Source organism: Escherichia sp. SCLE84, from assembly GCF_012584495.1.
GTDB lineage: Bacteria > Pseudomonadota > Gammaproteobacteria > Enterobacterales > Enterobacteriaceae > ECMA0423.
Genome location: NZ_CP051430.1, coordinates 4,591,671 through 4,615,076 on the forward strand (window position 1 = coordinate 4,591,671; position 23,406 = coordinate 4,615,076).

At 51.5% G+C, this 23,406-nt stretch carries 20 protein-coding genes and 1 pseudogene; 6 read left to right on the top strand and 15 right to left on the bottom strand.

The features are described from left to right. Positions 1 to 137 precede the first annotated feature (137 nt). Positions 138 to 329 carry a YfgG family protein gene (locus tag HGD79_RS22330; protein WP_000076001.1) on the bottom strand — a complete coding sequence of 64 codons (192 nt, stop codon included), beginning with the start codon at positions 327 to 329 and terminating at the stop codon, positions 138 to 140. 17 nt (positions 330 to 346) lie between these two features. Here HGD79_RS22330 and HGD79_RS22335 point away from each other — a divergent pair, with 17 nt between their 5' ends. After that, on the top strand, positions 347 to 499 hold the full coding sequence (locus HGD79_RS22335; protein WP_000017552.1) for a hypothetical protein: 153 nt from the start codon (positions 347 to 349) through the stop codon (positions 497 to 499). Between the two features lie 181 nt (positions 500 to 680). After that, positions 681 to 2,924 (top strand): cyclic-guanylate-specific phosphodiesterase PdeF, encoded by a 2,244-nt coding sequence (gene pdeF, locus HGD79_RS22340; RefSeq protein ID WP_000772728.1) that lies wholly within the window; start codon positions 681 to 683, stop codon positions 2,922 to 2,924. A 38-nt stretch (positions 2,925 to 2,962) separates the two neighbouring features. Here pdeF and ppx read toward each other — a convergent pair whose 3' ends face one another. The 4 genes from ppx to purM form a co-directional block, all read right to left on the bottom strand. After that, positions 2,963 to 4,504: an exopolyphosphatase gene (ppx, locus tag HGD79_RS22345; RefSeq protein WP_001121363.1), complete on the bottom strand. Its 1,542-nt coding sequence runs from the start codon at positions 4,502 to 4,504 to the stop codon at positions 2,963 to 2,965. Between the two features lie 4 nt (positions 4,505 to 4,508). Then, positions 4,509 to 6,575, bottom strand: coding sequence for a polyphosphate kinase 1 (gene ppk1 / locus HGD79_RS22350; protein ID WP_000529576.1), 2,067 nt, complete (start codon positions 6,573 to 6,575; stop codon positions 4,509 to 4,511). A 170-nt stretch (positions 6,576 to 6,745) separates the two neighbouring features. Continuing rightward, positions 6,746 to 7,384, bottom strand: a complete 639-nt coding sequence (purN, locus tag HGD79_RS22355) for a phosphoribosylglycinamide formyltransferase (RefSeq protein ID WP_001028614.1) — start codon at positions 7,382 to 7,384, stop codon at positions 6,746 to 6,748. Further along, positions 7,384 to 8,421: a phosphoribosylformylglycinamidine cyclo-ligase gene (gene purM / locus HGD79_RS22360; RefSeq protein WP_001295474.1), complete on the bottom strand. Its 1,038-nt coding sequence runs from the start codon at positions 8,419 to 8,421 to the stop codon at positions 7,384 to 7,386. Before purM ends, purN begins: the two co-directional genes overlap by 1 nt. Positions 8,422 to 8,745: 324 nt before the next feature. Here purM and upp point away from each other — a divergent pair, with 324 nt between their 5' ends. The 3 genes from upp (at position 8,746) to HGD79_RS22375 (ending at position 11,543) form a co-directional block, all read left to right on the top strand. Then, complete coding sequence (gene upp, locus HGD79_RS22365; protein WP_001295473.1) at positions 8,746 to 9,372, top strand: uracil phosphoribosyltransferase; 627 nt, start codon at positions 8,746 to 8,748, stop codon at positions 9,370 to 9,372. A gap of 85 nt (positions 9,373 to 9,457) precedes the next feature. Next, positions 9,458 to 10,747: a uracil permease gene (gene uraA / locus HGD79_RS22370; protein ID WP_032264472.1), complete on the top strand. Its 1,290-nt coding sequence runs from the start codon at positions 9,458 to 9,460 to the stop codon at positions 10,745 to 10,747. 94 nt (positions 10,748 to 10,841) lie between these two features. Next, positions 10,842 to 11,543: a DnaA inactivator Hda gene (locus tag HGD79_RS22375; RefSeq protein WP_001307333.1), complete on the top strand. Its 702-nt coding sequence runs from the start codon at positions 10,842 to 10,844 to the stop codon at positions 11,541 to 11,543. Between the two features lie 137 nt (positions 11,544 to 11,680). Here the strand turns inward: HGD79_RS22375 and arsC are convergent, their stop codons facing one another. Together arsC and bepA are read right to left on the bottom strand one after the other, a co-directional pair. Further along, positions 11,681 to 12,040 carry an arsenate reductase (glutaredoxin) gene (gene arsC / locus HGD79_RS22380; RefSeq protein WP_000166467.1) on the bottom strand — a complete coding sequence of 120 codons (360 nt, stop codon included), beginning with the start codon at positions 12,038 to 12,040 and terminating at the stop codon, positions 11,681 to 11,683. 20 nt (positions 12,041 to 12,060) lie between these two features. Then, positions 12,061 to 13,524: a beta-barrel assembly-enhancing protease gene (gene bepA / locus HGD79_RS22385; RefSeq protein WP_000489667.1), complete on the bottom strand. Its 1,464-nt coding sequence runs from the start codon at positions 13,522 to 13,524 to the stop codon at positions 12,061 to 12,063. Between the two features lie 212 nt (positions 13,525 to 13,736). Here bepA and HGD79_RS22390 point away from each other — a divergent pair, with 212 nt between their 5' ends. Beyond that, positions 13,737 to 14,798, top strand: a complete 1,062-nt coding sequence (locus HGD79_RS22390; RefSeq protein WP_000892044.1) for an AI-2E family transporter — start codon at positions 13,737 to 13,739, stop codon at positions 14,796 to 14,798. Positions 14,799 to 14,835: 37 nt separating this feature from the next. On the opposite strand, the gene focB is transcribed toward HGD79_RS22390, so the two are convergent. The 8 genes and pseudogenes from focB to hyfE form a co-directional block, all read right to left on the bottom strand. Beyond that, a complete protein-coding gene (focB, locus tag HGD79_RS22395) occupies positions 14,836 to 15,684 on the bottom strand; it encodes a formate transporter FocB (RefSeq protein WP_001244724.1) in 849 nt (282 codons plus the stop codon). A 21-nt stretch (positions 15,685 to 15,705) separates the two neighbouring features. Then, positions 15,706 to 17,718, bottom strand: a complete 2,013-nt coding sequence (hyfR, locus tag HGD79_RS22400; protein WP_069912888.1) for a DNA-binding transcriptional regulator HyfR — start codon at positions 17,716 to 17,718, stop codon at positions 15,706 to 15,708. A 29-nt stretch (positions 17,719 to 17,747) separates the two neighbouring features. After that, the gene (gene hyfJ / locus HGD79_RS22405) at positions 17,748 to 18,161 is read right to left on the bottom strand and encodes a hydrogenase 4 assembly chaperone HyfJ (protein WP_000796789.1); all 414 of its coding nucleotides are present in this window, start codon (positions 18,159 to 18,161) and stop codon (positions 17,748 to 17,750) included. Continuing rightward, positions 18,154 to 18,911: pseudogene (gene hyfI, locus HGD79_RS22410) on the bottom strand (hydrogenase 4 catalytic subunit HyfI). Before hyfI ends, hyfJ begins: the two are co-directional and overlap by 8 nt. Continuing rightward, complete coding sequence (gene hyfH, locus HGD79_RS22415; RefSeq protein ID WP_000916085.1) at positions 18,908 to 19,447, bottom strand: hydrogenase 4 subunit H; 540 nt, start codon at positions 19,445 to 19,447, stop codon at positions 18,908 to 18,910. The pseudogene hyfI and the gene hyfH overlap by 4 nt, the downstream one beginning before the upstream one ends. 9 nt (positions 19,448 to 19,456) lie before the next feature. Beyond that, positions 19,457 to 21,172 carry a hydrogenase 4 catalytic subunit HyfG gene (gene hyfG, locus HGD79_RS22420; protein WP_001102303.1) on the bottom strand — a complete coding sequence of 572 codons (1,716 nt, stop codon included), beginning with the start codon at positions 21,170 to 21,172 and terminating at the stop codon, positions 19,457 to 19,459. Next, entirely contained in the window at positions 21,162 to 22,748 is a 1,587-nt protein-coding gene (gene hyfF, locus HGD79_RS22425; protein WP_000122539.1) for a hydrogenase 4 subunit F, read from the bottom strand. The genes hyfG and hyfF overlap by 11 nt, the downstream gene beginning before the upstream one ends. 4 nt (positions 22,749 to 22,752) lie before the next feature. Further along, the gene (gene hyfE / locus HGD79_RS22430) at positions 22,753 to 23,403 is read right to left on the bottom strand and encodes a hydrogenase 4 membrane subunit (RefSeq protein WP_000147987.1); all 651 of its coding nucleotides are present in this window, start codon (positions 23,401 to 23,403) and stop codon (positions 22,753 to 22,755) included. Positions 23,404 to 23,406 lie beyond the last annotated feature (3 nt).

Genomic DNA, 23,406 nt, shown 5'->3' on the forward strand with positions numbered 1-23,406 from the left:
AAACAGGATAAACATCAGTCAGGACAAAGACGTAAAATTTAAGATGAAAGAATATCTGCCGCTTTGATAATTCCAAAGAGCAAAAGCATCCGACAGCGAAGTGCCGTTAGGTTCTGTGAAAGTGGAGAAGGTAACCGCTAACGTTGTACCGGTGATTCGACGGAGAGTGTGGATTGCTGAGCTTCTTTTTTGCTCTGATGGTGCTGCCAGGCACCGACGGACGAGTAGATAAAACGGCCAAAGAAGAAGATAAAGCTGATGAGCAGTACGATACGGGTCATGCGACTGTTAAATCGGTGTCGTTTTCGCATACTGGTTGCCTGACTCACAAAAGGTTCCTTGAAGTATGTCCCACGCTGTGGACGGTACTTACATTAAGGCACAACAGGACAAAATGGTCAATTCTTCGTTATGTAAAAAAGCGTCAGTGGATACATATTTTAATGTTATGGAAGTTAATTTAATTATTTACAATGATGATGTAATAATGATGAATTAACATGATAAACGTAATAATTCATTAATCAGGGTTATTTTGTTTGATATATATCAATTGGAACTTTCATATGACACTTAGAATCAATGCTCTCTATAGTGATGAATAATCATCATTCGAAGTCAGGTGGGATGCCTGTCTGAATACACCTCCTTCAGGATGTGGGGGATTCTGCTGAGCATCTATGAAACTGAATGCAACTTATATAAAAATACGTGATAAATGGTGGGGGCTTCCGCTGTTCCTGCCTTCTTTAATCTTGCCCATTTTCGCCCACATTAATACTTTCGCGCATATTTCTTCCGGTGAGGTTTTTCTCTTTTATCTGCCTCTGGCACTGATGATCAGCATGATGATGTTTTTCAGCTGGGCGGCATTGCCAGGGATCGCCTTAGGGATTTTTGTCCGCAAATATGCAGAGCTGGGTTTTTACGAAACGCTATCATTAACGGCTAATTTTATTATCATTATCATTCTCTGTTGGGGCGGTTACAGGGTCTTTACTCCCCGGCGTAACAACGTTTCACATGGTGATACCCGTTTAATTTCCCAGCGTATATTCTGGCAGATTGTGTTTCCTGCAACGCTGTTTCTGATACTTTTCCAGTTTGCTGCATTTGTAGGATTACTGGCGAGCAGAGAAAATCTGGTCGGTGTCATGCCTTTTAACCTCGGGACTTTAATCAATTATCAGGCCTTACTGGTGGGTAATCTGATCGGTGTCCCGCTGTGCTACTTCATCATTCGGGTAGTGCGAAATCCATTTTATTTACGTAGCTATTATTCGCAATTAAAACAGCAGGTTGATGCCAAAGTCACCAAAAAAGAGTTCGCGCTCTGGCTACTGGCATTAGGTGCTTTATTGTTGCTGTTATGCATGCCGTTAAATGAAAAAAGCACAATTTTTAGCACCAATTATACCTTGTCATTATTGCTGCCCCTGATGATGTGGGGAGCGATGCGCTATGGTTATAAGCTGATTTCGCTGCTCTGGGCGGTCGTGTTGATGATCAGCATCCACAGCTATCAAAATTACATTCCCATTTATCCTGGCTATACCACGCAGCTGACCATAACCTCCTCCAGTTATCTGGTATTCTCTTTTATTGTCAATTATATGGCTGTACTGGCAACTCGTCAGCGAGCGGTAGTCAGACGCATTCAGCGGCTTGCGTATGTGGACCCGGTGGTTCATCTGCCAAATGTTCGCGCCCTGAATCGCGCGTTGCGTGATGCCCCCTGGTCTGCGCTTTGTTATTTACGCATCCCTGGCATGGAAATGCTGGTTAAGAACTATGGCATCATGCTGCGGATTCAATACAAGCAAAAACTTTCTCACTGGCTGTCACCCTTGCTGGAACCGGGTGAAGATGTTTATCAGCTTTCGGGTAACGATCTCGCGCTGCGGCTGAATACAGAATCGCACCAGGAGCGCATTACCGCACTGGATAGCCATCTCAAGCAATTTCGTTTCTTTTGGGATGGCATGCCGATGCAACCGCAGATTGGCGTCAGTTACTGCTATGTGCGCTCGCCAGTGAATCATATCTACCTGCTGCTGGGAGAGCTAAATACGGTCGCCGAACTTTCCATCGTGACCAACGCCCCGGAAAATATGCAGCGTCGCGGGGCAATGTATTTGCAACGCGAATTGAAAGATAAAGTCGCGATGATGAATCGACTACAGCAGGCGCTGGAACACAACCATTTTTTCCTGATGGCCCAGCCGATTACCGGTATGCGTGGTGATGTTTACCATGAAATTCTTCTGCGCATGAAAGGTGAGAATGATGAACTGATCGGCCCCGATAGCTTCTTGCCGGTCGCGCACGAATTTGGTTTATCGTCGAGTATCGACATGTGGGTCATTGAGCATACGCTGCAATTTATGGCTGAAAACAGAGCGAAGATGCCCGCTCACCGTTTTGCTATTAATCTGTCTCCAACCTCGGTATGTCAGGCTCGTTTTCCTGTTGAAGTCAGTCAGTTGCTGGCTAAATATCAGATTGAAGCGTGGCAACTTATTTTTGAAGTCACCGAAAGTAATGCTCTGACCAATGTTAAGCAGGCGCAAATCACCTTGCAGCATCTTCAGGAATTAGGCTGCCAGATTGCGATTGATGATTTCGGCACCGGCTACGCCAGCTATGCACGGCTTAAAAATGTGAATGCCGATCTGCTTAAAATTGACGGCAGTTTTATCCGCAATATTGTGTCAAATAGTCTGGATTATCAGATAGTGGCATCGATTTGCCACCTGGCGCGAATGAAGAAAATGCGGGTAGTGGCAGAGTACGTTGAAAACGAAGAGATCCGCGAGGCGGTGCTCTCTTTGGGGATCGATTATATGCAGGGTTATCTTATTGGTAAGCCGCAGCCGTTAATTGATACGTTGAATGAAATCGAACCCATTCGCGAAAGTGCCTGAATAATGCGGGCCGACATTTCTCGTCGGCCCGCAAAGCATTAAGCGGCGATTTCAGGTGTACTTTCTTCTTCAATTTTCAACCGCCAGCCAGCCACGCCTTCCCAGTATTCTTGCTCCTTTTCCAGATCAAGCAGTACCAGCGCATTCTGACTAAACCAGTCATGCGGGAAACGCAGTGTCCAGTGACTGTCATCAGTAATCAGTGTCAATGTTGGCGGTGTGGTGGTTGCCTGACGTTGATTGTTTAGTAATACGCCAAGGCGCAATAGCTGTATCAGTGGCAGGAACTGTTTCTTCTTAAACAAGGTAAAGCGCGGCAGATCGTCGAGCTTAATCGCTTTACGGTGATAGCGCACCAGTGTCGCCATCATCAGCTGCTGTTCCTGATTAAAACCCGGCAAGTCACTGTTTTGCAGAATATAAGCGGAGTGGCGATGCAAACCGCTGTGGTTGATATTCAACCCGACCTCATGCAGCATGGCGGCCCATCGCAGTAGCGCCTCCAGTTGCGGATGCGCCAGCTTCGGTTGCTGTTCCCGCCACTGTTCGTACATTTGCATAGTGGTATCCAGCACTCGTCGGGCCTGTTCGCTGTCGATGTGATACTGGTTGGCGAGGCTGCTGGCGGTGCGACTACGCACATCCTGATGACGGAAACGTCCTTCCATTTCATACAGTACGCCTTCGCGTAACGCCCCGTCAGAAAGGCGCAGTTCACGGATGGCTAAAGCATCAAACACACCGCATAAAATCGCCAGTCCAGGAACGAAGACTGTTTTCCGCTCTTCGGAAAGACCCGGTAAACTCAGCGATGCGAAATTACGGTGACGTAAAACTTCTTTTACCAGTTTTTCCAGACGTTCCGGGGTAATTATCCCGTCTTTCTCGCCCATTTCCATTAACACTTCATGGGCGGCTTTTATGGTACCGGAAGCGCCCATTGCCACGTTCCAGCCCTGAATACGGAATTGCCAGGTTAAAGTTTCCAGTTTTTGTGCTGCCGCCATACGAGCGCGCTGAAAATTCTCTTTATTGATGACCCCGCCAGGGAAGTAAAGCTGGGCAAAGCTGACACAACCCATCCGGCGGCTTTCAACGAGAATCGGTTCGAAATTTTCACCAATCACCAGTTCCGTAGATCCGCCGCCAATATCAATAACCAGTTTGCGACCTTTCTCCGGTTGGGTATGTTCCACGCCCATAAAAATCAGACGGGCTTCTTCATTACCGGAAATAATTTCAATCGGGTAGGGAATGACCTTTTCCGCGCGTTTCAGAAAGTCAGTGGCGTTCAGCGCCTGACGCAGCGTATGGGTGCCGACTATACAGACGCTGGCAGGAGAAAACCCTTGTAGCCGTTCGGCAAACAGCGACAGACAGTTCAAACCGCGCGTCATTGCCTCTTCACTCAACATATTATCTGGCCCCAGGCCGTCCGCCAGATGCACCCGCTGTTTCAGGCGGCCAATAATCTGCATGGCACCATCTACCACACGGGCTATGACCATGTGAAAACTGTTTGAACCAAGATCGACCGCAGCAAACTCCTGCGGACGAGGGGATTTATCGTGTATTGGCATAGGGTTATTCAGGTTGTTCGAGTGATTTGATGTAGTCGTAAATCGCCAACTGCGCCCGTACTTTGCGGCGATTGCCGCGGGGAACGTAGCGATTACTGAGTTCTTTATCGATATAACGTGCTTTGACCGTATCGCTGAACAATATGTCGATGATGTCCAGCACCCGCTGCTTCAGGCGCGGATCGAGCAGCGGTGTCGCCACTTCAATACGATAATCAATATTGCGCGTCATCCAGTCGGCGGAAGAAAGGTAGACCTTTTTATCGCCGCCATTTTCAAAAATATAAACCCGGTCATGTTCAAGGTAACGGTCAACAATACTGATGGCACGAATGTTGTCGCTAATGCCTTCCAGATTGGGGATCAGCGAACACATTCCGCGAACCAGCAGATTAACCGGTACGCCGGAGCTGGAGGCCGCATACAGACGATCAACCAGGCCTTTATCGACAAGGTTATTTAGCTTCAGGGTGATACCACTGGGCAGCCCTTGCTGCGCGTTGGCGATTTCGCGGTCTACCATTTCATATAACAGACGGCGAGAGTTTTGCGGTGACACCATTAAATAATCAAATGTCACCGGGCGGTATGGGTTTTCAATAAAGTTAAATACCCGCCGTACTTCGTTGGTGATACGCGCATCTGCGGTCAGCAACGAATAGTCAGTATAAAGACGCGCGGTTTTTTCGTTAAAGTTCCCGGTCCCGATGTGTGCGTAACGGACCACTTCACCGTTTTCTTTACGTGAAATCAGGAACAGTTTGGCGTGAATTTTCAGCCCCGGCGCAGAGAAGATAACGTGCACGCCTGCTTCGGTCAGGCGCTTCGCCCAGTGAATGTTGGCTTCTTCGTCGAAACGCGCCTGTAACTCAACCACCACGGTGACTTTCTTACCGTTATGTGCGGCGTGGATCATCGAGTCGATGATGCGTGAATCTTTCGCCACGCGGTAAATGTTAATTTTAATCGCCAGTACGCTCGGGTCGAACGAAGCCTGACGCAGCAGTTCCAGCACATGCTCAAAGGTGTGATAAGGATAATAGAGCAACACATCGCGTTCGCGAATGGCATCAAAACCATTGCGGAACTGGGCTTTATCAAACCAAATGTGGCGTAAACGCGGCAGTGGTTTGTTCACCAGATTGGCTTTGCCGACATTGGGGAAATTAATAAAGTCTTTAAAATTATGATAACGACCGCCGGGGACGATGGAGTCGTAGCGGGAAATAGTCAGTTTTTCGCGTAACACTTCAACCAGCGCATTGGGCATATCGCGCTGATAAACAAAACGCACCGGCTCAGCAGTTAAACGCTGCTTGAGACTGGAAGACATCAACTCCATCAGGCTGGCTTCCATCTCATGCACTAAATCGTATTCGGCATCGCGGGTCATCTTCATTGAATAGGCATTCAGCGCGTCATAATCAAAGAAGCCTTTGAAAATATCATCAAGGCAGTAACGCAGAATGTTATCCAGAAGAATCATCGGCTTGCGTCGACGCGGCGCTTCTGGCGGTAAATTCACAAAGCGCGGCACTTTATCTGATGGGATCTCCAGCAGCGCGTAACGGATGGTATCGCCACGGATAATTTCCACCGCCAGATAGGTGTAATCATCTTTCAGGAACTGCACTAAGTCAGTGTCAGGATTGATTAAAATCGGCGTAATGTGCTGACGCAGATACTGCTTAAAATAATGACGCAGCCAGTTTTGTTGATTGACGGAGAGCTGGCGTTCATTAATCAGGAAGATCTGGTTACGCGCCATCTCCAGCAGCAGCTCGTTGTAGAGGCCGTCGAATTCCTGATCGGCTTTCAGCACCCGGGACTGAATTTTGCCCAGTAAATGGCGGGAATGAGAGTTGGAGCCTTGTTCTTCGCTAATAATGATGCGTCGCTTCAGTTCAGCGAAGCGGACTTTATAGAACTCATCAAGGTTATTGGAATAGATCCCCAGGAAACGCATCCTTTCAATCAGCGGGTTAGATTTGTCCGCCGCTTCCTGAAGCACGCGTTCATTGAACGATAACCAACTGAGCTCTTTTTCGATGTATAGCTTTTCCTGACCCATTACCACTTTTACTCCGTTTTATTCACGGGACACTGCCTGGATATTATGGCGAGCAATATTGGCAGATGTCCAACTATGCCAGAAAAGGGGGAAAAAAACTGCTGGAGCTTGCGATTTACAGGTGAATTGAAAAACGCCAGCGGCAGAGCTGGCGCTTTAACTACGGGGCATTACTCGTCGGCAGCGTAGCCCTGCGGCGGCAGACGTTGACCATCCAGCCACGCGGCGTTTTCGTGCATTTTCAGACGACCATCGGCAAACCAGCTAATCACCAGTGGATAAATAGCGTGTTCCTGGGTTTGCACGCGGGCGGTGATGTCATCTTCCGTATCACCAGCAAATACCGGGACTTTCGCCTGTAAAATAACCGGGCCACCGTCCAGTTCATCGGTGACGAAATGCACCGATGTACCGTGCTCTTCATCACCATTTTCCAGCGCCTGACGATGGGTGTGTAATCCGGGATATTTCGGCAGCAGAGAAGGGTGAATGTTCAGCAAACGCCCGGCATAGTGGGAGACAAACGCCGGGCTGAGAATGCGCATAAAACCAGCCAGCACGACCACATCGGGTGCGTACATGTCGATTTCATGAATCAACTCCCGGTCATAGGCTTCACGACTGTCAAACGCGCTGGCGATGAGCGTATGCGTTGCAATACCCGCCTGGCGGGCGCGTTCAAGGCCGAACGCGTCGGCCTTATTGCTGAAAACTGCCCGTACGGTGCCTTTAATTTTGTTAGTTTTACAGGCGTCAATAATTGCCTGTAAATTACTTCCGTTGCCGGAAATAAGCACCACAATATTCATTATTCGATAACCACGCGTTGTTCGGAATCAGAGGCTTTGATGATACCGATTTTCCACGCGTTTTCACCGTTGGCGTTTAGCAGGGCGAGGGCTTTGTCCACTTCCGGAGCAGGCAGGGCGATAATCATCCCGACGCCGCAGTTGAAGGTGCGATACATTTCATGGCGCTCAACGTTACCTGCCGTTTGCAGCCAGTTGAACACTTCCGGCCACTGCCAGGAAGATTCATCAATCACTGCCTGAGTATTATCTGGCAATACGCGTGGAATGTTTTCCCAGAAGCCGCCGCCGGTCAGGTGCGCAATGGCATGCACATCGACCTTTTCAATCAACTCCAGCACTGACTTCACGTAAATGCGGGTCGGTGCCAGCAGATGATCGGCTAATGGCTTACCATCAAGTTCGGTGGTTTGCGGATCACAACCGCTGACTTCAAGAATTTTGCGCACCAGCGAATAGCCGTTCGAGTGCGGACCGCTGGAACCGAGTGCAATCAGCACATCGCCGTCGCTGACTTTAGAGCCGTCGATGATTTCTGATTTTTCTACCACGCCAACGCAGAAACCCGCGACATCGTAATCCTCACCGTGATACATCCCCGGCATTTCTGCCGTTTCGCCACCCACCAGTGAACAGCCCGATTGCAGACATCCTTCCGCGATACCGCTGATCACCGCTGAAGCGGTATCAACATCCAGTTTTCCGGTTGCGTAATAGTCGAGGAAAAACAGCGGCTCTGCACCTTGCACCACCAGGTCATTAACGCACATGGCGACCAGATCAATACCAATGGTGTCGTGACGTTTTAAGTCCATTGCCAGACGCAGCTTGGTACCTACGCCGTCAGTGCCGGAAACCAGCACGGGTTCACGATATTTTTGCGGCAATGCACACAGCGCACCGAAGCCGCCCAGACCGCCCATCACTTCCGGACGACGCGTTTTCTTCACTACGCCTTTGATTCTTCCAACCAGAGCATTACCCGCGTCAATATCAACACCGGCATCTTTGTAGCTAAGAGAGGTTTTATCGGTCACTGCTTGGGTCCCCACGCGTTACTTGCGGTAGAAAAATAAAATTCGGCGCAATTCTAACAGGGAAAGCAAACGTTTGCGAGACTGCTTTACACAACCTTTTTGCACGTCTTTTGCCCAGGCACGCGGCGAAAGAAGACTTGTGCCAGGGTAAAGGTTAGTTTTCGGATGGAATAATCTTCTTTCATAACCATTTGAATATAAAATAACTTTATCTCAAATCGTTATCATTTTGACTAAAGTCAACGAAAAGAATATTGCCGCCTTGAAGAAAGGAGGTATAATCCGTCGATTTTTTTTGTGGCTGCCCCTCAAAGGAGAAAGAGTATGAAGATCGTGGAAGTCAAACACCCACTCGTCAAACACAAGCTGGGACTGATGCGTGAGCAAGATATCAGCACCAAGCGCTTTCGCGAACTCGCTTCCGAAGTGGGTAGCCTGCTGACTTACGAAGCGACCGCCGACCTCGAAACGGAAAAAGTAACTATCGAAGGCTGGAACGGCCCGGTAGAAATCGACCAGATCAAAGGTAAGAAAATTACCGTTGTGCCAATTCTGCGTGCGGGTCTTGGTATGATGGACGGTGTGCTGGAAAACGTTCCGAGCGCGCGCATCAGCGTTGTCGGTATGTACCGTAATGAAGAAACGCTGGAGCCGGTACCGTACTTCCAGAAACTGGTTTCTAACATCGATGAGCGTATGGCGCTGATCGTTGACCCAATGCTGGCAACCGGTGGTTCCGTTATCGCGACCATCGACCTGCTGAAAAAAGCGGGCTGCAGCAGCATCAAAGTTCTGGTGCTGGTCGCTGCGCCAGAAGGTATCGCTGCGCTGGAAAAAGCGCACCCGGACGTCGAACTGTATACCGCATCGATTGATCAGGGACTGAACGAGCACGGATACATTATTCCGGGCCTCGGCGATGCCGGTGACAAAATCTTTGGTACGAAATAAAGAATAAAAATAATTAAAGCCGACTTTAAGAGTCGGCTTTTTTTTGAGTAAAGCGCCTATAACACATAATACAGAGGATAATACTATGACGCGCCGTGCTATCGGGGTGAGTGAAAGACCGCCACTTTTACAGACAATCCCGCTTAGTTTGCAACATTTGTTCGCCATGTTTGGTGCAACCGTCCTGGTGCCCGTCTTATTTCATATTAACCCGGCGACTGTACTGTTATTTAACGGTATTGGAACGCTGCTGTATCTCTTCATCTGTAAAGGGAAAATTCCGGCTTATCTTGGTTCCAGCTTTGCCTTTATTTCACCGGTATTGTTACTGTTGCCGTTAGGGTATGAAGTCGCGCTGGGCGGCTTTATTATGTGCGGCGTGCTGTTCTGCCTGGTTTCTTTTATCGTGAAGAAAGCGGGGACCGGCTGGCTGGACGTGCTGTTTCCACCTGCGGCAATGGGCGCAATCGTTGCCGTCATCGGTCTGGAGCTGGCGGGCGTAGCTGCCGGTATGGCGGGTTTACTCCCGGCTGAAGGGCAAACGCCAGACTCCAAAACCATCATCATCTCTATTACCACCCTGGCGGTCACGGTTTTAGGTTCCGTGCTGTTTCGTGGTTTCCTGGCAATTATCCCGATTTTAATTGGCGTGCTGGTGGGGTACGCGCTCTCTTTCGCAATGGGAATTGTCGATACCACGCCGATTATTAATGCTCACTGGTTTGCGCTGCCAACCCTCTATACGCCGCGCTTCGAGTGGTTTGCCATTCTGACTATTCTGCCAGCGGCGTTAGTGGTTATTGCCGAACACGTAGGGCACCTGGTAGTAACGGCTAATATCGTCAAAAAAAATCTGCTGCGCGATCCAGGTCTGCACCGTTCGATGTTTGCTAATGGCTTGTCGACCGTGATTTCCGGCTTCTTTGGCTCTACGCCAAATACCACTTACGGAGAAAACATTGGCGTGATGGCGATCACCCGTGTTTACAGTACCTGGGTTATCGGCGGGGCGGCGATTTTCGCTATCCTGCTTTCCTGCGTCGGTAAACTGGCTGCCGCTATCCAGATGATCCCATTGCCGGTGATGGGCGGCGTTTCGCTGCTGCTTTATGGTGTCATCGGTGCTTCCGGTATTCGTGTTTTGATCGAATCGAAAGTGGATTACAACAAAGCACAGAACCTGATCCTGACTTCCGTGATTTTGATCATCGGCGTCAGTGGCGCGAAGGTAAACATCGGCGCGGCGGAGTTAAAAGGTATGGCGCTGGCGACCATCGTCGGTATCGGCTTAAGTTTGATTTTCAAACTGATCAGTGTGCTGCGCCCTGAAGAAGTGGTGCTGGACGCAGAAGACGCGGATATAACAGACAAATAATGTACCGACCGGGCAGTGTTGCTGCCCGGTTCAAACATCATGGGATTCTGTGGTAAACTTCTCGCGATTTTGTGAAATCCTGGTTGAGGTATCTCTGAACACACCGGCACAGCTCTCTTTGCCACTTTATCTTCCTGACGACGAAACCTTTGCAAGTTTCTGGCCGGGGGATAACTCCTCTTTACTGGCTGCGCTGCAAAACGTGCTGCGTCAGGAACATAGCGGTTACATCTATCTCTGGGCACGCGAAGGCGCGGGGCGCAGCCATCTGCTGCACGCGGCTTGCGCGGAATTGTCGCAGCGTGGCGATGCGGTGGGCTATGTCCCGCTGGATAAACGCACCTGGTTTGTTCCGGAAGTGCTCGACGGTATGGAGCATTTGTCGCTGGTCTGTATCGACAACATTGAGTGTATTGCAGGCGATGAGTTGTGGGAGATGGCGATTTTCGATCTCTACAATCGAATTCTGGAATCGGGCAAAACACGATTGTTGATCACCGGCGATCGTCCACCGCGGCAGTTGAATCTGGGATTACCGGATCTCGCGTCGCGACTCGACTGGGGGCAGATCTACAAATTGCAGCCACTTTCTGATGAAGATAAGTTGCAGGCGCTACAGTTACGCGCGCGTTTGCGTGGTTTTGAACTGCCGGAAGATGTGGGGCGTTTCTTGCTGAAGCGGCTCGACAGAGAAATGCGCACGCTATTTATGACGTTGGATCAGTTGGATCGTGCGTCGATTACCGCGCAACGTAAGCTGACCATTCCGTTTGTGAAAGAAATTCTGAAGTTGTAGATAAGGTGTTTATTGTCGGATGCGGCGCGAACGCCTTATCCGAACTACGCGAAGTTAATCCATAGTATTCGTAGGCCGGATAAGACGTGGCAAGCGTCGCATCCGGCAATGTGCTTCAACTAGCGATGGAGCACATCTTAACCCACGATTTCCAGTACCTGCTCCGGTGGACGACCAATCCGCGCTTTGCCATTCGCGACCACAATCGGGCGCTCCATTAGCTTCGGATTATCCACCATTGCCTGAATCAGCGCCTCTTCGCTAAGCGAACTGTCAGCCAGGTTCAGTTCTTTATAAAGATCCTCTTTCTGGCGCATCAATTCACGGGCGCTATTCATCCCCAGCATTTTCAGCAAATCGCGCAGCGTTGCCGCATCAGCGGGTGTCTCAAGGTAGAGCACCACTTCTGACTCCACGCCGTTTTCTTTCAGCAGGTTCAGCGTTTCCCGGCTCTTTGAACAGCGTGGGTTATGGTAGATTTTTACCTGTTTGGTCATTGTTCTTCCTTTAATGCGAATTACATCTTGGTATAAGGCTTAAAGCGTTCCTGCAGCTGGCGCAACTGGTCGATGCGCGCATCGTAACGCGCTTGTTGCAGGCTGCCTAATTTCACCTGCGAACTGGCGCTACTCAACAGCGAAATGGCCTGATCGAGTCGTCCGGCGAGCGCATAACCTTCTGCTCGCGCAGCCAGCTCCTGATCGCGGTTATTTAGCGCGGCTTCCGCCTGTGCCAGCAAATCCCAGCCGTTGCTGTCATCTTTATTATTAAAGGTGTAGCGATTGAGAATATTGGCCGCTTCTTGTGGTTGACCGCCTTGCAGATAAGCGTTCGCCAGGTTGAGCTGCAACACCGGATTGGTGCGTAAATCGCGGGCATTTTTCAGACGATTGATCGCCTCATTGGCTTTGTTTTGCCCAAGATCGATATCAGTAGCCAGATCGAGATACCATGCGTTGCCAGGTTCTGCCGCCAGTAACGGTTGCAGCGTTTTACGCGCCTCGTCGTATTTATTGGCTTCCATCGCCTGTAAAGCACGACCATATTGTGCTGCTCGTTGCTGACGAACGTTTCCTTTCGCCCATTCATCCAGCAAATCACTGGTGAGCTGGTTACGTCCGGAATTATACATCCCCAGTGTGCGCGCTTTCGCCAGATAGAAATCTTCCGACGACTGCACCACCATCGGGCGCATCTGATTAGCACGGTTGCGGGCATCTGCCAGACGACTTTCCGGCAACGGGTGAGTCAATAAAATTTCCGGCGGACGCGAGGAGTAACGCGCCTGATCGAGTAATTTTTCGAGGAAGGTTGGCATCGCCTGCGGATCGAATCCCGAGCGTTGCAGCACCTGAATACCAATGCGGTCCGCTTCCTGTTCATTTTGCTGGGTGAAACTGATCATCCCCTGACGCGTTCCCGCCAGTGTACCGGTCAGCGCCGCCATCCCCGCCTGCGGACTGGCCATCGCCAGTAAAATAGAACCTAACGCGCCGACCCAGGTCAGCGGCGCGCTGCGCTGCTGATCTTCCATCGCTCGCGCCAGGTGACGTTGGGTGACGTGGGAGATTTCGTGCGCCATAACTGAAGCCAGTTGACTTTCGTTATCGGAATAACGGAACAGGGCAGAGTGCAGCACCACGTTGCCGCCAAAGAAAGCAAAGGCGTTAATTTCGTCGTTGTTGATCAGAAAGAAATGAAACGGTGTCTTAACCGAATTGGCATGCGAAACCAGACGCATCCCCAGCGAATTAATATATTGCGTTAACAGCGGGTCATTAATTAACGGCGCGCTGCCGCGTAGCTGGCGGACATAATAGTCGCCCATCTGCATTTCCTGACCAATGGAAAGCGTGCTTCCTGCGGAGGTTCCCATATCCGGCAAGGTGTCTGCGCTGTCGGCAAACGCCGGGGCTACCTGACCAATGGTCATAGCAGCAATGAGGGTTGCAACCAGGTTTTTTTTCAACTGCCTGAACATAACCTCTATCCTGTATTTCTGAAGATAGTCATTTGACCGATACTGTGAAATATCGTTCCCACCGCGCCGCCTTTGAGTGTAACGGCGAAGATTAGCCCACTCAAATGACTTTTCAGTTTCCTGAATCCGTCATAAAAAGCGAAGTCTTTTTTGTGACATTTCGATACAATTGCGGATCGCAATCCCGCTCTTGAGGTTCAGGGAAGGTCTTTATGCTCGAAATGTTGATGCAATGGTATCGCCGCCGTTTTAGCGACCCGGAAGCGATTGCCTTGCTGGTTATTTTAGTTGCCGGATTTGGCATTATCTTTTTCTTTAGTGGCCTGCTTGCTCCGTTGCTGGTGGCTATTGTGCTGGCCTATTTGCTGGAATGGCCAACTGTGCGCCTGCAATCTATTGGCTGCTCCCGCCGCTGGGCGACGTCGATTGTATTGGTGGTTTTTGTCGGTATATTGCTACTGATGGCGTTCGTGGTACTGCCTATCGCCTGGCAACAGGGCATCTACTTAATTCGCGATATGCCGGGGATGCTCAATAAGCTTTCTGACTTTGCCGCCACGTTGCCGCGCCGCTATCCGGCGTTAATGGACGCGGGCATTATTGATGCAATGGCCGAAAATATGCGCAGTCGGATGCTGACCATGGGCGATTCGGTGGTGAAAATTTCCCTCGCCTCGCTGGTCGGTTTGCTGACCATTGCCGTCTATCTGGTGCTGGTGCCATTGATGGTCTTCTTCCTGCTGAAAGACAAAGAGCAGATGCTGAACGCCGTTCGTCGGGTGCTGCCGCGCAACCGTGGACTGGCAGGACAGGTGTGGAAGGAGATGAATCAACAAATCACCAACTATATCCGCGGCAAAGTGCTGGAGATGATCGTGGTGGGGATCGCCACCTGGCTGGGGTTCTTGCTCTTTGGGCTGAACTATTCGCTGCTGCTGGCGGTGCTGGTCGGCTTCTCGGTTCTTATTCCGTACATTGGCGCATTTGTGGTGACCATTCCGGTGGTTGGCGTGGCGCTATTCCAGTTTGGCGCAGGCACGGAATTCTGGAGCTGCTTCGCGGTGTATCTGATTATTCAGGCGCTGGACGGCAACCTGCTAGTACCGGTGTTGTTCTCCGAAGCGGTTAACCTGCATCCGCTGGTGATTATTTTATCGGTGGTGATCTTCGGTGGTTTGTGGGGATTCTGGGGCGTATTCTTCGCCATTCCGTTGGCGACGCTGATCAAAGCCGTGATCCACGCCTGGCCCGATGGGCAAATAGCGCAAGAATAATCTTCAGCCCGACGAACTGTTTCGCCGGGCTGATTTTTCAGGATTCCTGACGTAAATAAATAGCCCGATAACACATACTCACCAGCACTGCACCGCCGATAATATTACCCAGCATCACCGGGAGCAGATTGGCGGTAATAAAATGGCTTACCGTCAGTGTCGGAAAATTGTCTGCGCTACTGTGCGCCAGTTGCCAGAAGGAGGTAGGGGCGAAATGGCGAATGGCAATGGCGAACGGAATCACAAACAAATTGGCGATACAGTGCTCAAAGCCACTGGCGACAAACAGGGTGATGGGCAAAATCATGGCGACGATTTTGTCGCATAACGAACGCCCGCAATAACTCATCCACAGCGCCAGGCAAACCATCAGATTGCACATAATGCCGAGGCTGACAGATTCAGTAAATGTATGATGCATTTTGCCCTCGGCGCAGTGTAAAACCGCGACTCCCCACATCGCGTTTTCACTCATCACCAGCCCGGAAAACCAGATTAACAAACTGAAACAGGCAATACCTGCCAGATTACCGCAGGCCACCAGAAGTGCGTTAATCAGCCAAGTTCGCCAACTAATAACGCCCCGACTTTTTGCCATTACCGTCATTACCGACGAGGTGAACAGGTTGGTGCCGCAAACCGCCAGCAAAATAAAGCCAAGTGTAAAGCAAAGGCCGCCCACCAGATGGGTTAATGCCTGTGAAGACGGGGCATCGGCGATAACTGAAAGGTAAAAAGTAAATCCGATCGCCATAAACACGCCAGCGGACATCGCCATTAAAAAGACCGACACTTTACTGCGGGCAATTTTATGGGCGGCAATCCGTTCAGCGATTGCCGCTTTTCTGGCGCTCAACTGCAAGTCGAAAGAGAGTTTGTTTCTCATGCATACTCCTGCAAAAGCAGATTACAACACCTCGCGAACCGAGATTCCCAGACGCTGCATTCGTGACAGCAGCGTGGTGCGCTTCATCCCTAATCGTGTCGCCGCGCCACGGGGCCCGGCAACAATGCCATTGGTTTCTCGCAATACCTGAACAATGCGCTGACGTTCTTCTTCGTCATTCTCTGGCGTCGTCGGGTGCAGCAACTGCGCCATTGAACTGCGAAGCGCTGAATCTTCATTTAGCGTCGGCAGTAAACGGCTTTGTCGGACATTAAGATGTAAATTCAGACTGTTACCGCGAGTCAGCAGTACCGCCCGCTCAATCACGTTTTCCAGCTCGCGCACGTTGCCCGGCCAATCCCACGACATCAACTGGCGTAGCGCCTCGGTCGGGATTGCGTCAATTGCGCGATTCATATGGCGCGCCATTTTTTGCGTGAAATGCTTTGCTAAAAGAGGGATATCTTCCGGACGATCGCGTAGCGGCGGCAATTCCAGTGGGAAGACATTCAGGCGATAAAAGAGATCGCTGCGAAACTGGCGATCTTCAACCATTTGCCACAAATCACGGTTGGTGGCGGCAATGACTCTGACATTCACCGGGATCGTTCTACTCCCGCCGAGACGCTCAATCTCCCGCTCCTGCAATACGCGCAGCAATTTAGGCTGAAGTTCTAACGGCAGATCGCCAATTTCATCGAGAAACAACGTGCCGCCATCGGCAATTTCAAAACGACCACGATGGGTATTAATCGCACCAGTAAACGCCCCTTTGTCATGACCGAATAACTCACTTTCCAGAAGACTGGCGGGGATGGCAGCGCAGTTGATTTTGACCAGCGGCTTGTCGCGTCGCGGGCTAAGTTGATGGATCGCTCTGGCGATCACCTCTTTGCCAGTTCCGGTTTCACCGCAAATCAACACCGTACTGTCGCTCTTCGCCACAATATCTACCTGCTGGAGCAGGTCTTCCATTGCCTGGCTTTGATAGATAATGTCACCGACGCCCAGATTCGAAAGGAGCTGCTCGCTAAGCTGGTGGTTTTCTTGCTGCAAACTTTCCTGCAAATCGGTCATGCTACGCCAGGCATCGGCATTGCCAACGGCAATAGCGATGCGATCGGCTATGTGTTGTAGTAGCTGGCAGTTTTCCTCACTAAAGAGAGTGGAAGAGGTATGCGCCAGTAACAATGCACCCGGTGTATGGTTGCCAAAGGTAAGCGGTATCAGGAGCGCAGATTCGCAGCCGTTAGATGCAAGTAAGAGTAATAACGGGTCGCGTTGCCAGAGAAACAGATCGTCTGCACGGTGCGTCAAGGTCGGTTGTCGGGTTTGTAGCGTTTGTGTCAGCAATACACTGTCGCCAGGCATATTGCGTGGCAGACACGCACAATGTGAGGCAGAAAGATCGCTGCACCACAGGCTGAACTTCTCGTTCTTTCGATGATCGCCCAGTACCATACTGACTGAAGCCAGACCGAAAAAATGATGGATCTCACGAGCGACGTCAGCGATCAGATCGTCGAGATCAAGATGTGACAGCACTGCATTAGTGATATCCACCAGTACCCGATGATGATCGCGATCTTTCTCCAGCAAACGCAGCGCCACCTGTTGTTCTTCATCATTGAGCCATGATTGCAGAACCGGGGTGATAATGCGTGCCAGCCAGTTAAACAGTGTGCAATCCTGGGGAGTAAAACGGCTGCCGTGGGTACGAATAAAGCGTAGCTCCGCCATTCCACTACTGCCGAGAAGGACGGCGTGACGCGAATAATCGACCATCTCGCCCTGATACTCTACTGTTGCCGTCACATCGCTGCCATCATCATGGTAGCGGTAATAGAAGTTGCTTTTGAGAACATGCAGTTCAATAAGTTGTACCGGGCTGAACGGCGGCGGCAGCGGGATGAAGGCGCGTAATAAAGACGCCTTGCCGTGTTTCTGTGCTAACCGCTCCGCGAGCATTCCGTTTACCGCTTCAATTGTTATTCCTTGTGGCGGGGCAAACATCGCCTCGTCTGACATAGCCATCAACAGTCCTTATTAATGAGAAATCCTTCTCACGCAATTTTTCTGGCCATCAGATAGATGGCCGGTTCCTGCACAATTTCATCCAACAGATGAATGAATTGAATGCTACGCGCCTGCCACACAGACGTCGCGTCATCTGCCAGTAGCGCGAATGCCCGGGTCAACAGGGCGGTGTGGCTGGCGTCAATAACAATCTCACCAAAGGTCATCACCCCCAGCATCTTACGTCGGGCTTGCTCCTCTTCGACCTGTGCAAGCCAATCTTCGTATTCCGTCAGTGGGCAGCGGAAGGCGACATTCAGACAATCAATCACGCCAACGTGATGACCGATAGCCAGCGAGTAATACATTACCTGAGAGCTGTGTTCCGGCATCTCGTCGCTACTGGCGACAAACTTTTTTCGCAGCGTCCAGAAAACAATTTCCCCGCACTCCTCAGCCATGTAACCCCCGGAGAACGCGAAAGAGTTGCTGAACGATACTATTGAGACGCGGATCGTCGGCTTCGCGCAACCAGGTGTTAACCCGATTTCCTGTAGGATCGTCGCTTAAATGGCGCAGGAGCCGATCGCAAATTTCTCGCCCCTGACGATAGCCCGCCAGCCGCCGCGCTTCTCGCTCAATGGCGATACGCTGTGATGGCGGGATCTGTGGCCACAACGGTTGCATAGTCACCCCGGTGGGATCGCGATAATCCACAGCGTGAATCTTCTGTTGCAGCAAACCGAGCGCCACGGCGAAACCGTGAATGGTGGCGGCCGGTGTTGGCGGGCAGCCGGGGATCCAAACATCAATGGGGACAATGGTGTCGCTGCCGCCCCAGACGCTGTAGAGATCGTGGAAAATCCGCCGCCGGCACCGCACGCGCCGTAGGAAACACAGATTTTATGATCGGGGGCAGACTCATACGCCCGAAGTGCAGGCATACGCATCGCCCGGGTGACTGCGCCTGTAAATAACAAAATATCGGCGTGACGCGGTGATGAAACAACCTTAATGCCAAAACGTTCTGCGTCGAATACGGGGGTAATGGCGGCAAAAATTTCGATTTCACAGGCGTTGCAGCCACCGCAATCGACGCGATAAACGTAGGCTGAGCGACGGATATCCTGTAGCAAATGCCGCTTCATCTTTTGCGTTTTCTCGTCCAGCGTGATGGGCTGGCTGACATGTTGTGTAAGCACTGGACTCATAGCTGCTCCTTAGCCACCAGCGGTACATCTGTATCGTCGTTGAGCAGCGTCGCGCGTTGTTTGCACTCCGGGCAGACGCTCGCTTGCGCCCATAACATTTCGCGGTTTTGTGGCGCATTTTGTTGCTGTGCCAACAATTCAGCAGCCAGTGCGACGGTTTTTTGCTGGGCAAACGGGCGTTCGCAACGGCTGCAACGTTGTAGATGGAACGTCGCGCGGGTATAGAGATCGGCTTTATTGGTGACGGTCAGTTCAAAGTTATTGGTAAGCTGGATGGCTCTGGTCGGGCACACTTCTTCACAACGTCCGCAGTAAATACAACGCCTCAGATAGAGCTGCCAGGTGCGCGAATTTTGCTGGTCGTCGGTCTGGATAGTCAGCGCATTTGCCGGACAAGCACAGGCGCCGCAGGCAATACATTGGCTGGGCATCAGGTCCGGTTTCCCGCGAAAGCCTGGGCTGACCTCCAGTGGCGCGAAGGGATATTTCACCGTCGCGGTTCCGGCGCGCATAATAGTTTTCAGTAACTTCAGCATCTTCTGTCCTTACTTCAGCGGCGAACGGTTACGATCAATGCCGTAGCGTTCGATCTCTTTATACGGCACGGTTTTTGACTGGCGCTTGCGCACATCTACCAGCGTCACACGGTCGGTACAGGAGTAGCAGGGATCAAGGCTACCGATAATCAGCGGTGCGTCAGAAACGGTATTGCCGCGCAGCATGTAACGCAACACCGGCCAGTTGGCGTAGGTGGCGGCACGACAGCGCCAGCGGAACAATTTTTGGTTATCACCGAGCATGCTCCAGTGCACGTCTTCACCGCGTGGCGCTTCAACAAAGCCCAGCGCGAATGCGTGAGGTTTATAGCTAAAGCCTTCGGTCAGCAGCGGGGTATCCGGCATGTTGTCGAGGGCAAATTCCAGCATTGCCAGCGAATCAAACGTCTCTTTGACACGGACCATCACGCGGGAGAAAACATCGCCGCCGGTGAAGGTAAACAGTGTTTTTGGAATATTGCCGTAGTCGGCGTAGGGGTGATCAAAGCGCAAATCACGGGCAAAACCACTGCCGCGGATCAGCGGCCCTACAGGGCTATAATCACGGGCGATTTGTCGGTCGAGAATGCCAATGCCCTGAGTGCGTTGTTCCATATTCGGCATAGCAAGCAGCATCTCTACCAGCTCCGACACGTCGGCGCGCATCTCGCGCACCAGTTTCAGCGTTTGCAGACGTTGCTCTTTGAGAATATCGCGGCGAACACCACCAATCAGATTCAGACCGTAGGTTTTACGCGACCCGGTCAGCAATTCCGCCATCGTCATCGACTTTTCCCGCACGCGGAAAAATTGCATAAAGCCGGTATCAAAACCAACAAAATGGCAGGAGAGGCCAAGGTTGAGCAAATGACTGTGTAGCCGTTCGACTTCCAGCAGAATCGAGCGAATGGTATGCGCTCGTTGCGGCACCTCAATCCCCAGTGCATTTTCAACCGAGTTGGTATAGGCCACACTGTGGGCAAAACCGCAAATCCCACACACGCGGTCCGATAAGAAGGTCACTTCGTTGTAGCCCATCCGCGTTTCTGCCAGTTTCTCCATGCCGCGATGGACATAAAACAGGCGGTAATCAGCATCGACAATTTGCTCGCCATCCACAAACAAGCGGAAGTGACCCGGTTCATCGGAGGTGATATGCAGCGGGCCGACAGGGATCACCCGCGCACCGCTGTTGCCCTCATTGATAAACGCATACGTTTCGGAATCTGTCGTCGGTTCAGGGCGCAGTCGATAATCCATCGCATCTTTGCGCAGCGGATGCATATCTTCCGGCCAGTCATCGGGCAACACCAGGCGACGCTGATCCGGCAGGCCAACCGGAATCAGCCCGTACATATCGCGAATTTCTCGCTCGCCCCAGACCGCGGCAGGGACGCGCGGTGTGACTGACGGAAACTCCCGACTGTCGGCATCGACCAGTGCCTTCACCACGATCCAGCATTTTTCGGCCCCTTCCATTGAAAGGGCATAATAAACCGCGTAATGACCGTTAAGTGTCCGCTCGTCGTTGCCAAACAGGACTGGAAGCCAGCCATCATGTTGATAATAAAGATAATGTACAACGTCAGGCAGCAGATTGATTTTCACCGTAATGGTGACCTGTTCAGGCGTTTGTCGCTCTTCATCCAGCACCGCGCCGGGGAACTGCGTTTTCAGGGCGGCGAGAATCGCTTCGCCACGATTTGACGATGAATTAACGTTCACTGTGTTTCTCCGAAACAGATGCGGTGCCTGAAGGCAAAAAATCATGCCAGGTGCTACGTTGTGCAGGCAGGTCGTGCGTCCCTGAGAGGACTATAGTGGAAGCGCCCGCCAGGATCCTGATGACAGGTTGTGGAATATGCGTTCCCATCGCCAGCATCATGACCAGCAGAATCACCATTGGCGAGGTGGTCAACCAGCCGAGATCACCCCGGTTAACGGCCTGCGGCGGTTTCGCCATTAACACCCGCGCTGCCATCCGTACCAGGCCCGCCAGCACCAGCGTTAACAGCAATAACAGCAGGACGATAATCAGCAGGTGATTACGTGCCAGTCCGGCGGTAATGGTCATAAATTCGCTAAGAAAAATGTTGAAGGGCGGCATCCCTGCCAGCGCCAGCGCCAGCGCACCGCCGCCAAACAGCACGGCGGTAAATGGCATGATTTTGAGCATCCCACAGACGACGTTGAGATCGCGCGTGCCGTACTTGAGCAGTACATTGCCGGAACCGCAGAACAGCAGCGTTTTTGCCAGACTGTGGTTTAAGGTGTGCAGCAGCGCGGCAAAAATTCCCAGTGGCCCGCCAATGCCTAGCGCCACCGCGACCAGTCCCATGTTCTCCACGCTGGAGTACGCCAGCAGACGCTTAATGTCCCGCTGTACCAGAATGAAAAATGCCGCCACGGCAACCGACAACATGCCGAAGATGAGCAACAACCGGTTGGGGAAATCGCTGCCGATGGCCTGGCAGATAATGATGTAATAGCGAATTAGCACCAACAGCGCGCAGTTCAGCAATACGGCGGAGAGCAGGGCGCTGACCGGACTCGGTGCTTCACTGTGAGCATCCGGCAGCCAGGCGTGCATGGGAAATAGCCCGGTTTTGGTGCCAAAGCCAATTAGCACAAACACAAAGGCCAACAGCATTAATGTTGGGTCAAGCAAGGACGATTGCTTAAGAACCTCGCTCCAGAATATCGCCATTTCTGCCTGCGGCATAACGCTGGCGACGTTGGCGTATACCAGCACGGTACCGAACAGACCAAAAGCGACACCAACAGTACAAATAATGATGTACTTCCATGCTGCTTCCAGCGATGAACGCTGACCGTAAATGCCTACCAGAAACGCCGAGCTTAAGGTGGTGGCTTCGATCGCCGCCCACATCACAATCAGGTTATTGCTGGTAACAACCAGCAGCATGGTAAACAAAAACAGATGGAAGAAACCGTAGTAATCGCACAGCGTAACGGGGGAAAGCTCGCCGTGTGCCACTTCATGACGCATGTAGCCAATCGAGTAAACACCGGTGAGAAAGCCAATCACACCAAGAATGGCGAGGAACAAACCGCCCAGACCATCAATATGAAGCCACAGCCCCGCAGCGAATATTTCTCCTGCATCAGCGGCAGTTTGGACCACCCAGAGTGCCAGAATCAGCAGCAGTGTGATCCCTAAGCTATGTAATACAGTCACCGTACAAGTCGCAGAGAGCCCCCGTTTCCGGCAGGCAAAACAGAGCAGCGAAAAAAGCAGCGGCGTGAGCAGGAGTAAAGCGAACATCACAGAATAACTCATCTCATTATCCCTTCAGCGCGGTCAAGTTGTTCACGTCCAGCGTGCCGTGGGTACGCCATATTTTTCTTGCCAGTAACACCATCACAATGACGGCGAAGATGGCGTCGGTAGCGATACCTATTTCCACCAGTTCCGGTGCTCGCCAGGCAAGAAGCGCCAGCACCAGATGGGAGCCGTTTTCCATCAGGCAGTAACCAAAAATTTGCCGCAGGATATTGCGCTGGCTGACAATGCACAGCAGGCCAAGCAGAAAATGACCTAACGCTACCGCCAGCGCCGGTTTCAGCCCGGTAGCCATCGGTAGCTTCACGGGCTGAACGACAAATGCGCAAAGCAGGACAATTAACGCCGCGAGCAGTGCCATCATTGCCGGACCGAATAACGCTTTTTCCGGGATGTTCTGGGGAATATTTCGTGCAGCGTAAGTCATGATTAACGGTACCAGCAGCACTTTGGTGATAAAGGCGCTGGCGGACCAGATCAGCAGTTGCTCTGCGGCGAACAGGCACGAGAGAGTGGCGAAAATAGACACCAGCACCAGCGACTGGCAGGCGTAAAATCCGCATGACAGGCGATAGCTTTTGACGCTAATCACAAACAGCGATGTCAGCATCATCAGTCCCGCCAGATTATTTACGATCATAGAACCGGTCATTCA

Coding starts and splice junctions, on each gene's coding strand:
- HGD79_RS22335 (WP_000017552.1), top strand. CDS start 347: ATGTCCCACGCTGTGGACGGTACTTACATTAAGGCACAACAGGACAAA.
- pdeF (WP_000772728.1), top strand. CDS start 681: ATGAAACTGAATGCAACTTATATAAAAATACGTGATAAATGGTGGGGG.
- ppx (WP_001121363.1), bottom strand. CDS start 4,504: ATGCCAATACACGATAAATCCCCTCGTCCGCAGGAGTTTGCTGCGGTC.
- ppk1 (WP_000529576.1), bottom strand. CDS start 6,575: ATGGGTCAGGAAAAGCTATACATCGAAAAAGAGCTCAGTTGGTTATCG.
- purN (WP_001028614.1), bottom strand. CDS start 7,384: ATGAATATTGTGGTGCTTATTTCCGGCAACGGAAGTAATTTACAGGCA.
- upp (WP_001295473.1), top strand. CDS start 8,746: ATGAAGATCGTGGAAGTCAAACACCCACTCGTCAAACACAAGCTGGGA.
- uraA (WP_032264472.1), top strand. CDS start 9,458: ATGACGCGCCGTGCTATCGGGGTGAGTGAAAGACCGCCACTTTTACAG.
- arsC (WP_000166467.1), bottom strand. CDS start 12,040: ATGACCAAACAGGTAAAAATCTACCATAACCCACGCTGTTCAAAGAGC.
- bepA (WP_000489667.1), bottom strand. CDS start 13,524: ATGTTCAGGCAGTTGAAAAAAAACCTGGTTGCAACCCTCATTGCTGCT.
- HGD79_RS22390 (WP_000892044.1), top strand. CDS start 13,737: ATGCTCGAAATGTTGATGCAATGGTATCGCCGCCGTTTTAGCGACCCG.
- focB (WP_001244724.1), bottom strand. CDS start 15,684: ATGAGAAACAAACTCTCTTTCGACTTGCAGTTGAGCGCCAGAAAAGCG.
- hyfR (WP_069912888.1), bottom strand. CDS start 17,718: ATGGCTATGTCAGACGAGGCGATGTTTGCCCCGCCACAAGGAATAACA.
- hyfJ (WP_000796789.1), bottom strand. CDS start 18,161: ATGGCTGAGGAGTGCGGGGAAATTGTTTTCTGGACGCTGCGAAAAAAG.
- hyfH (WP_000916085.1), bottom strand. CDS start 19,447: ATGCTGAAGTTACTGAAAACTATTATGCGCGCCGGAACCGCGACGGTG.
- hyfF (WP_000122539.1), bottom strand. CDS start 22,748: ATGAGTTATTCTGTGATGTTCGCTTTACTCCTGCTCACGCCGCTGCTT.
- hyfE (WP_000147987.1), bottom strand. CDS start 23,403: ATGACCGGTTCTATGATCGTAAATAATCTGGCGGGACTGATGATGCTG.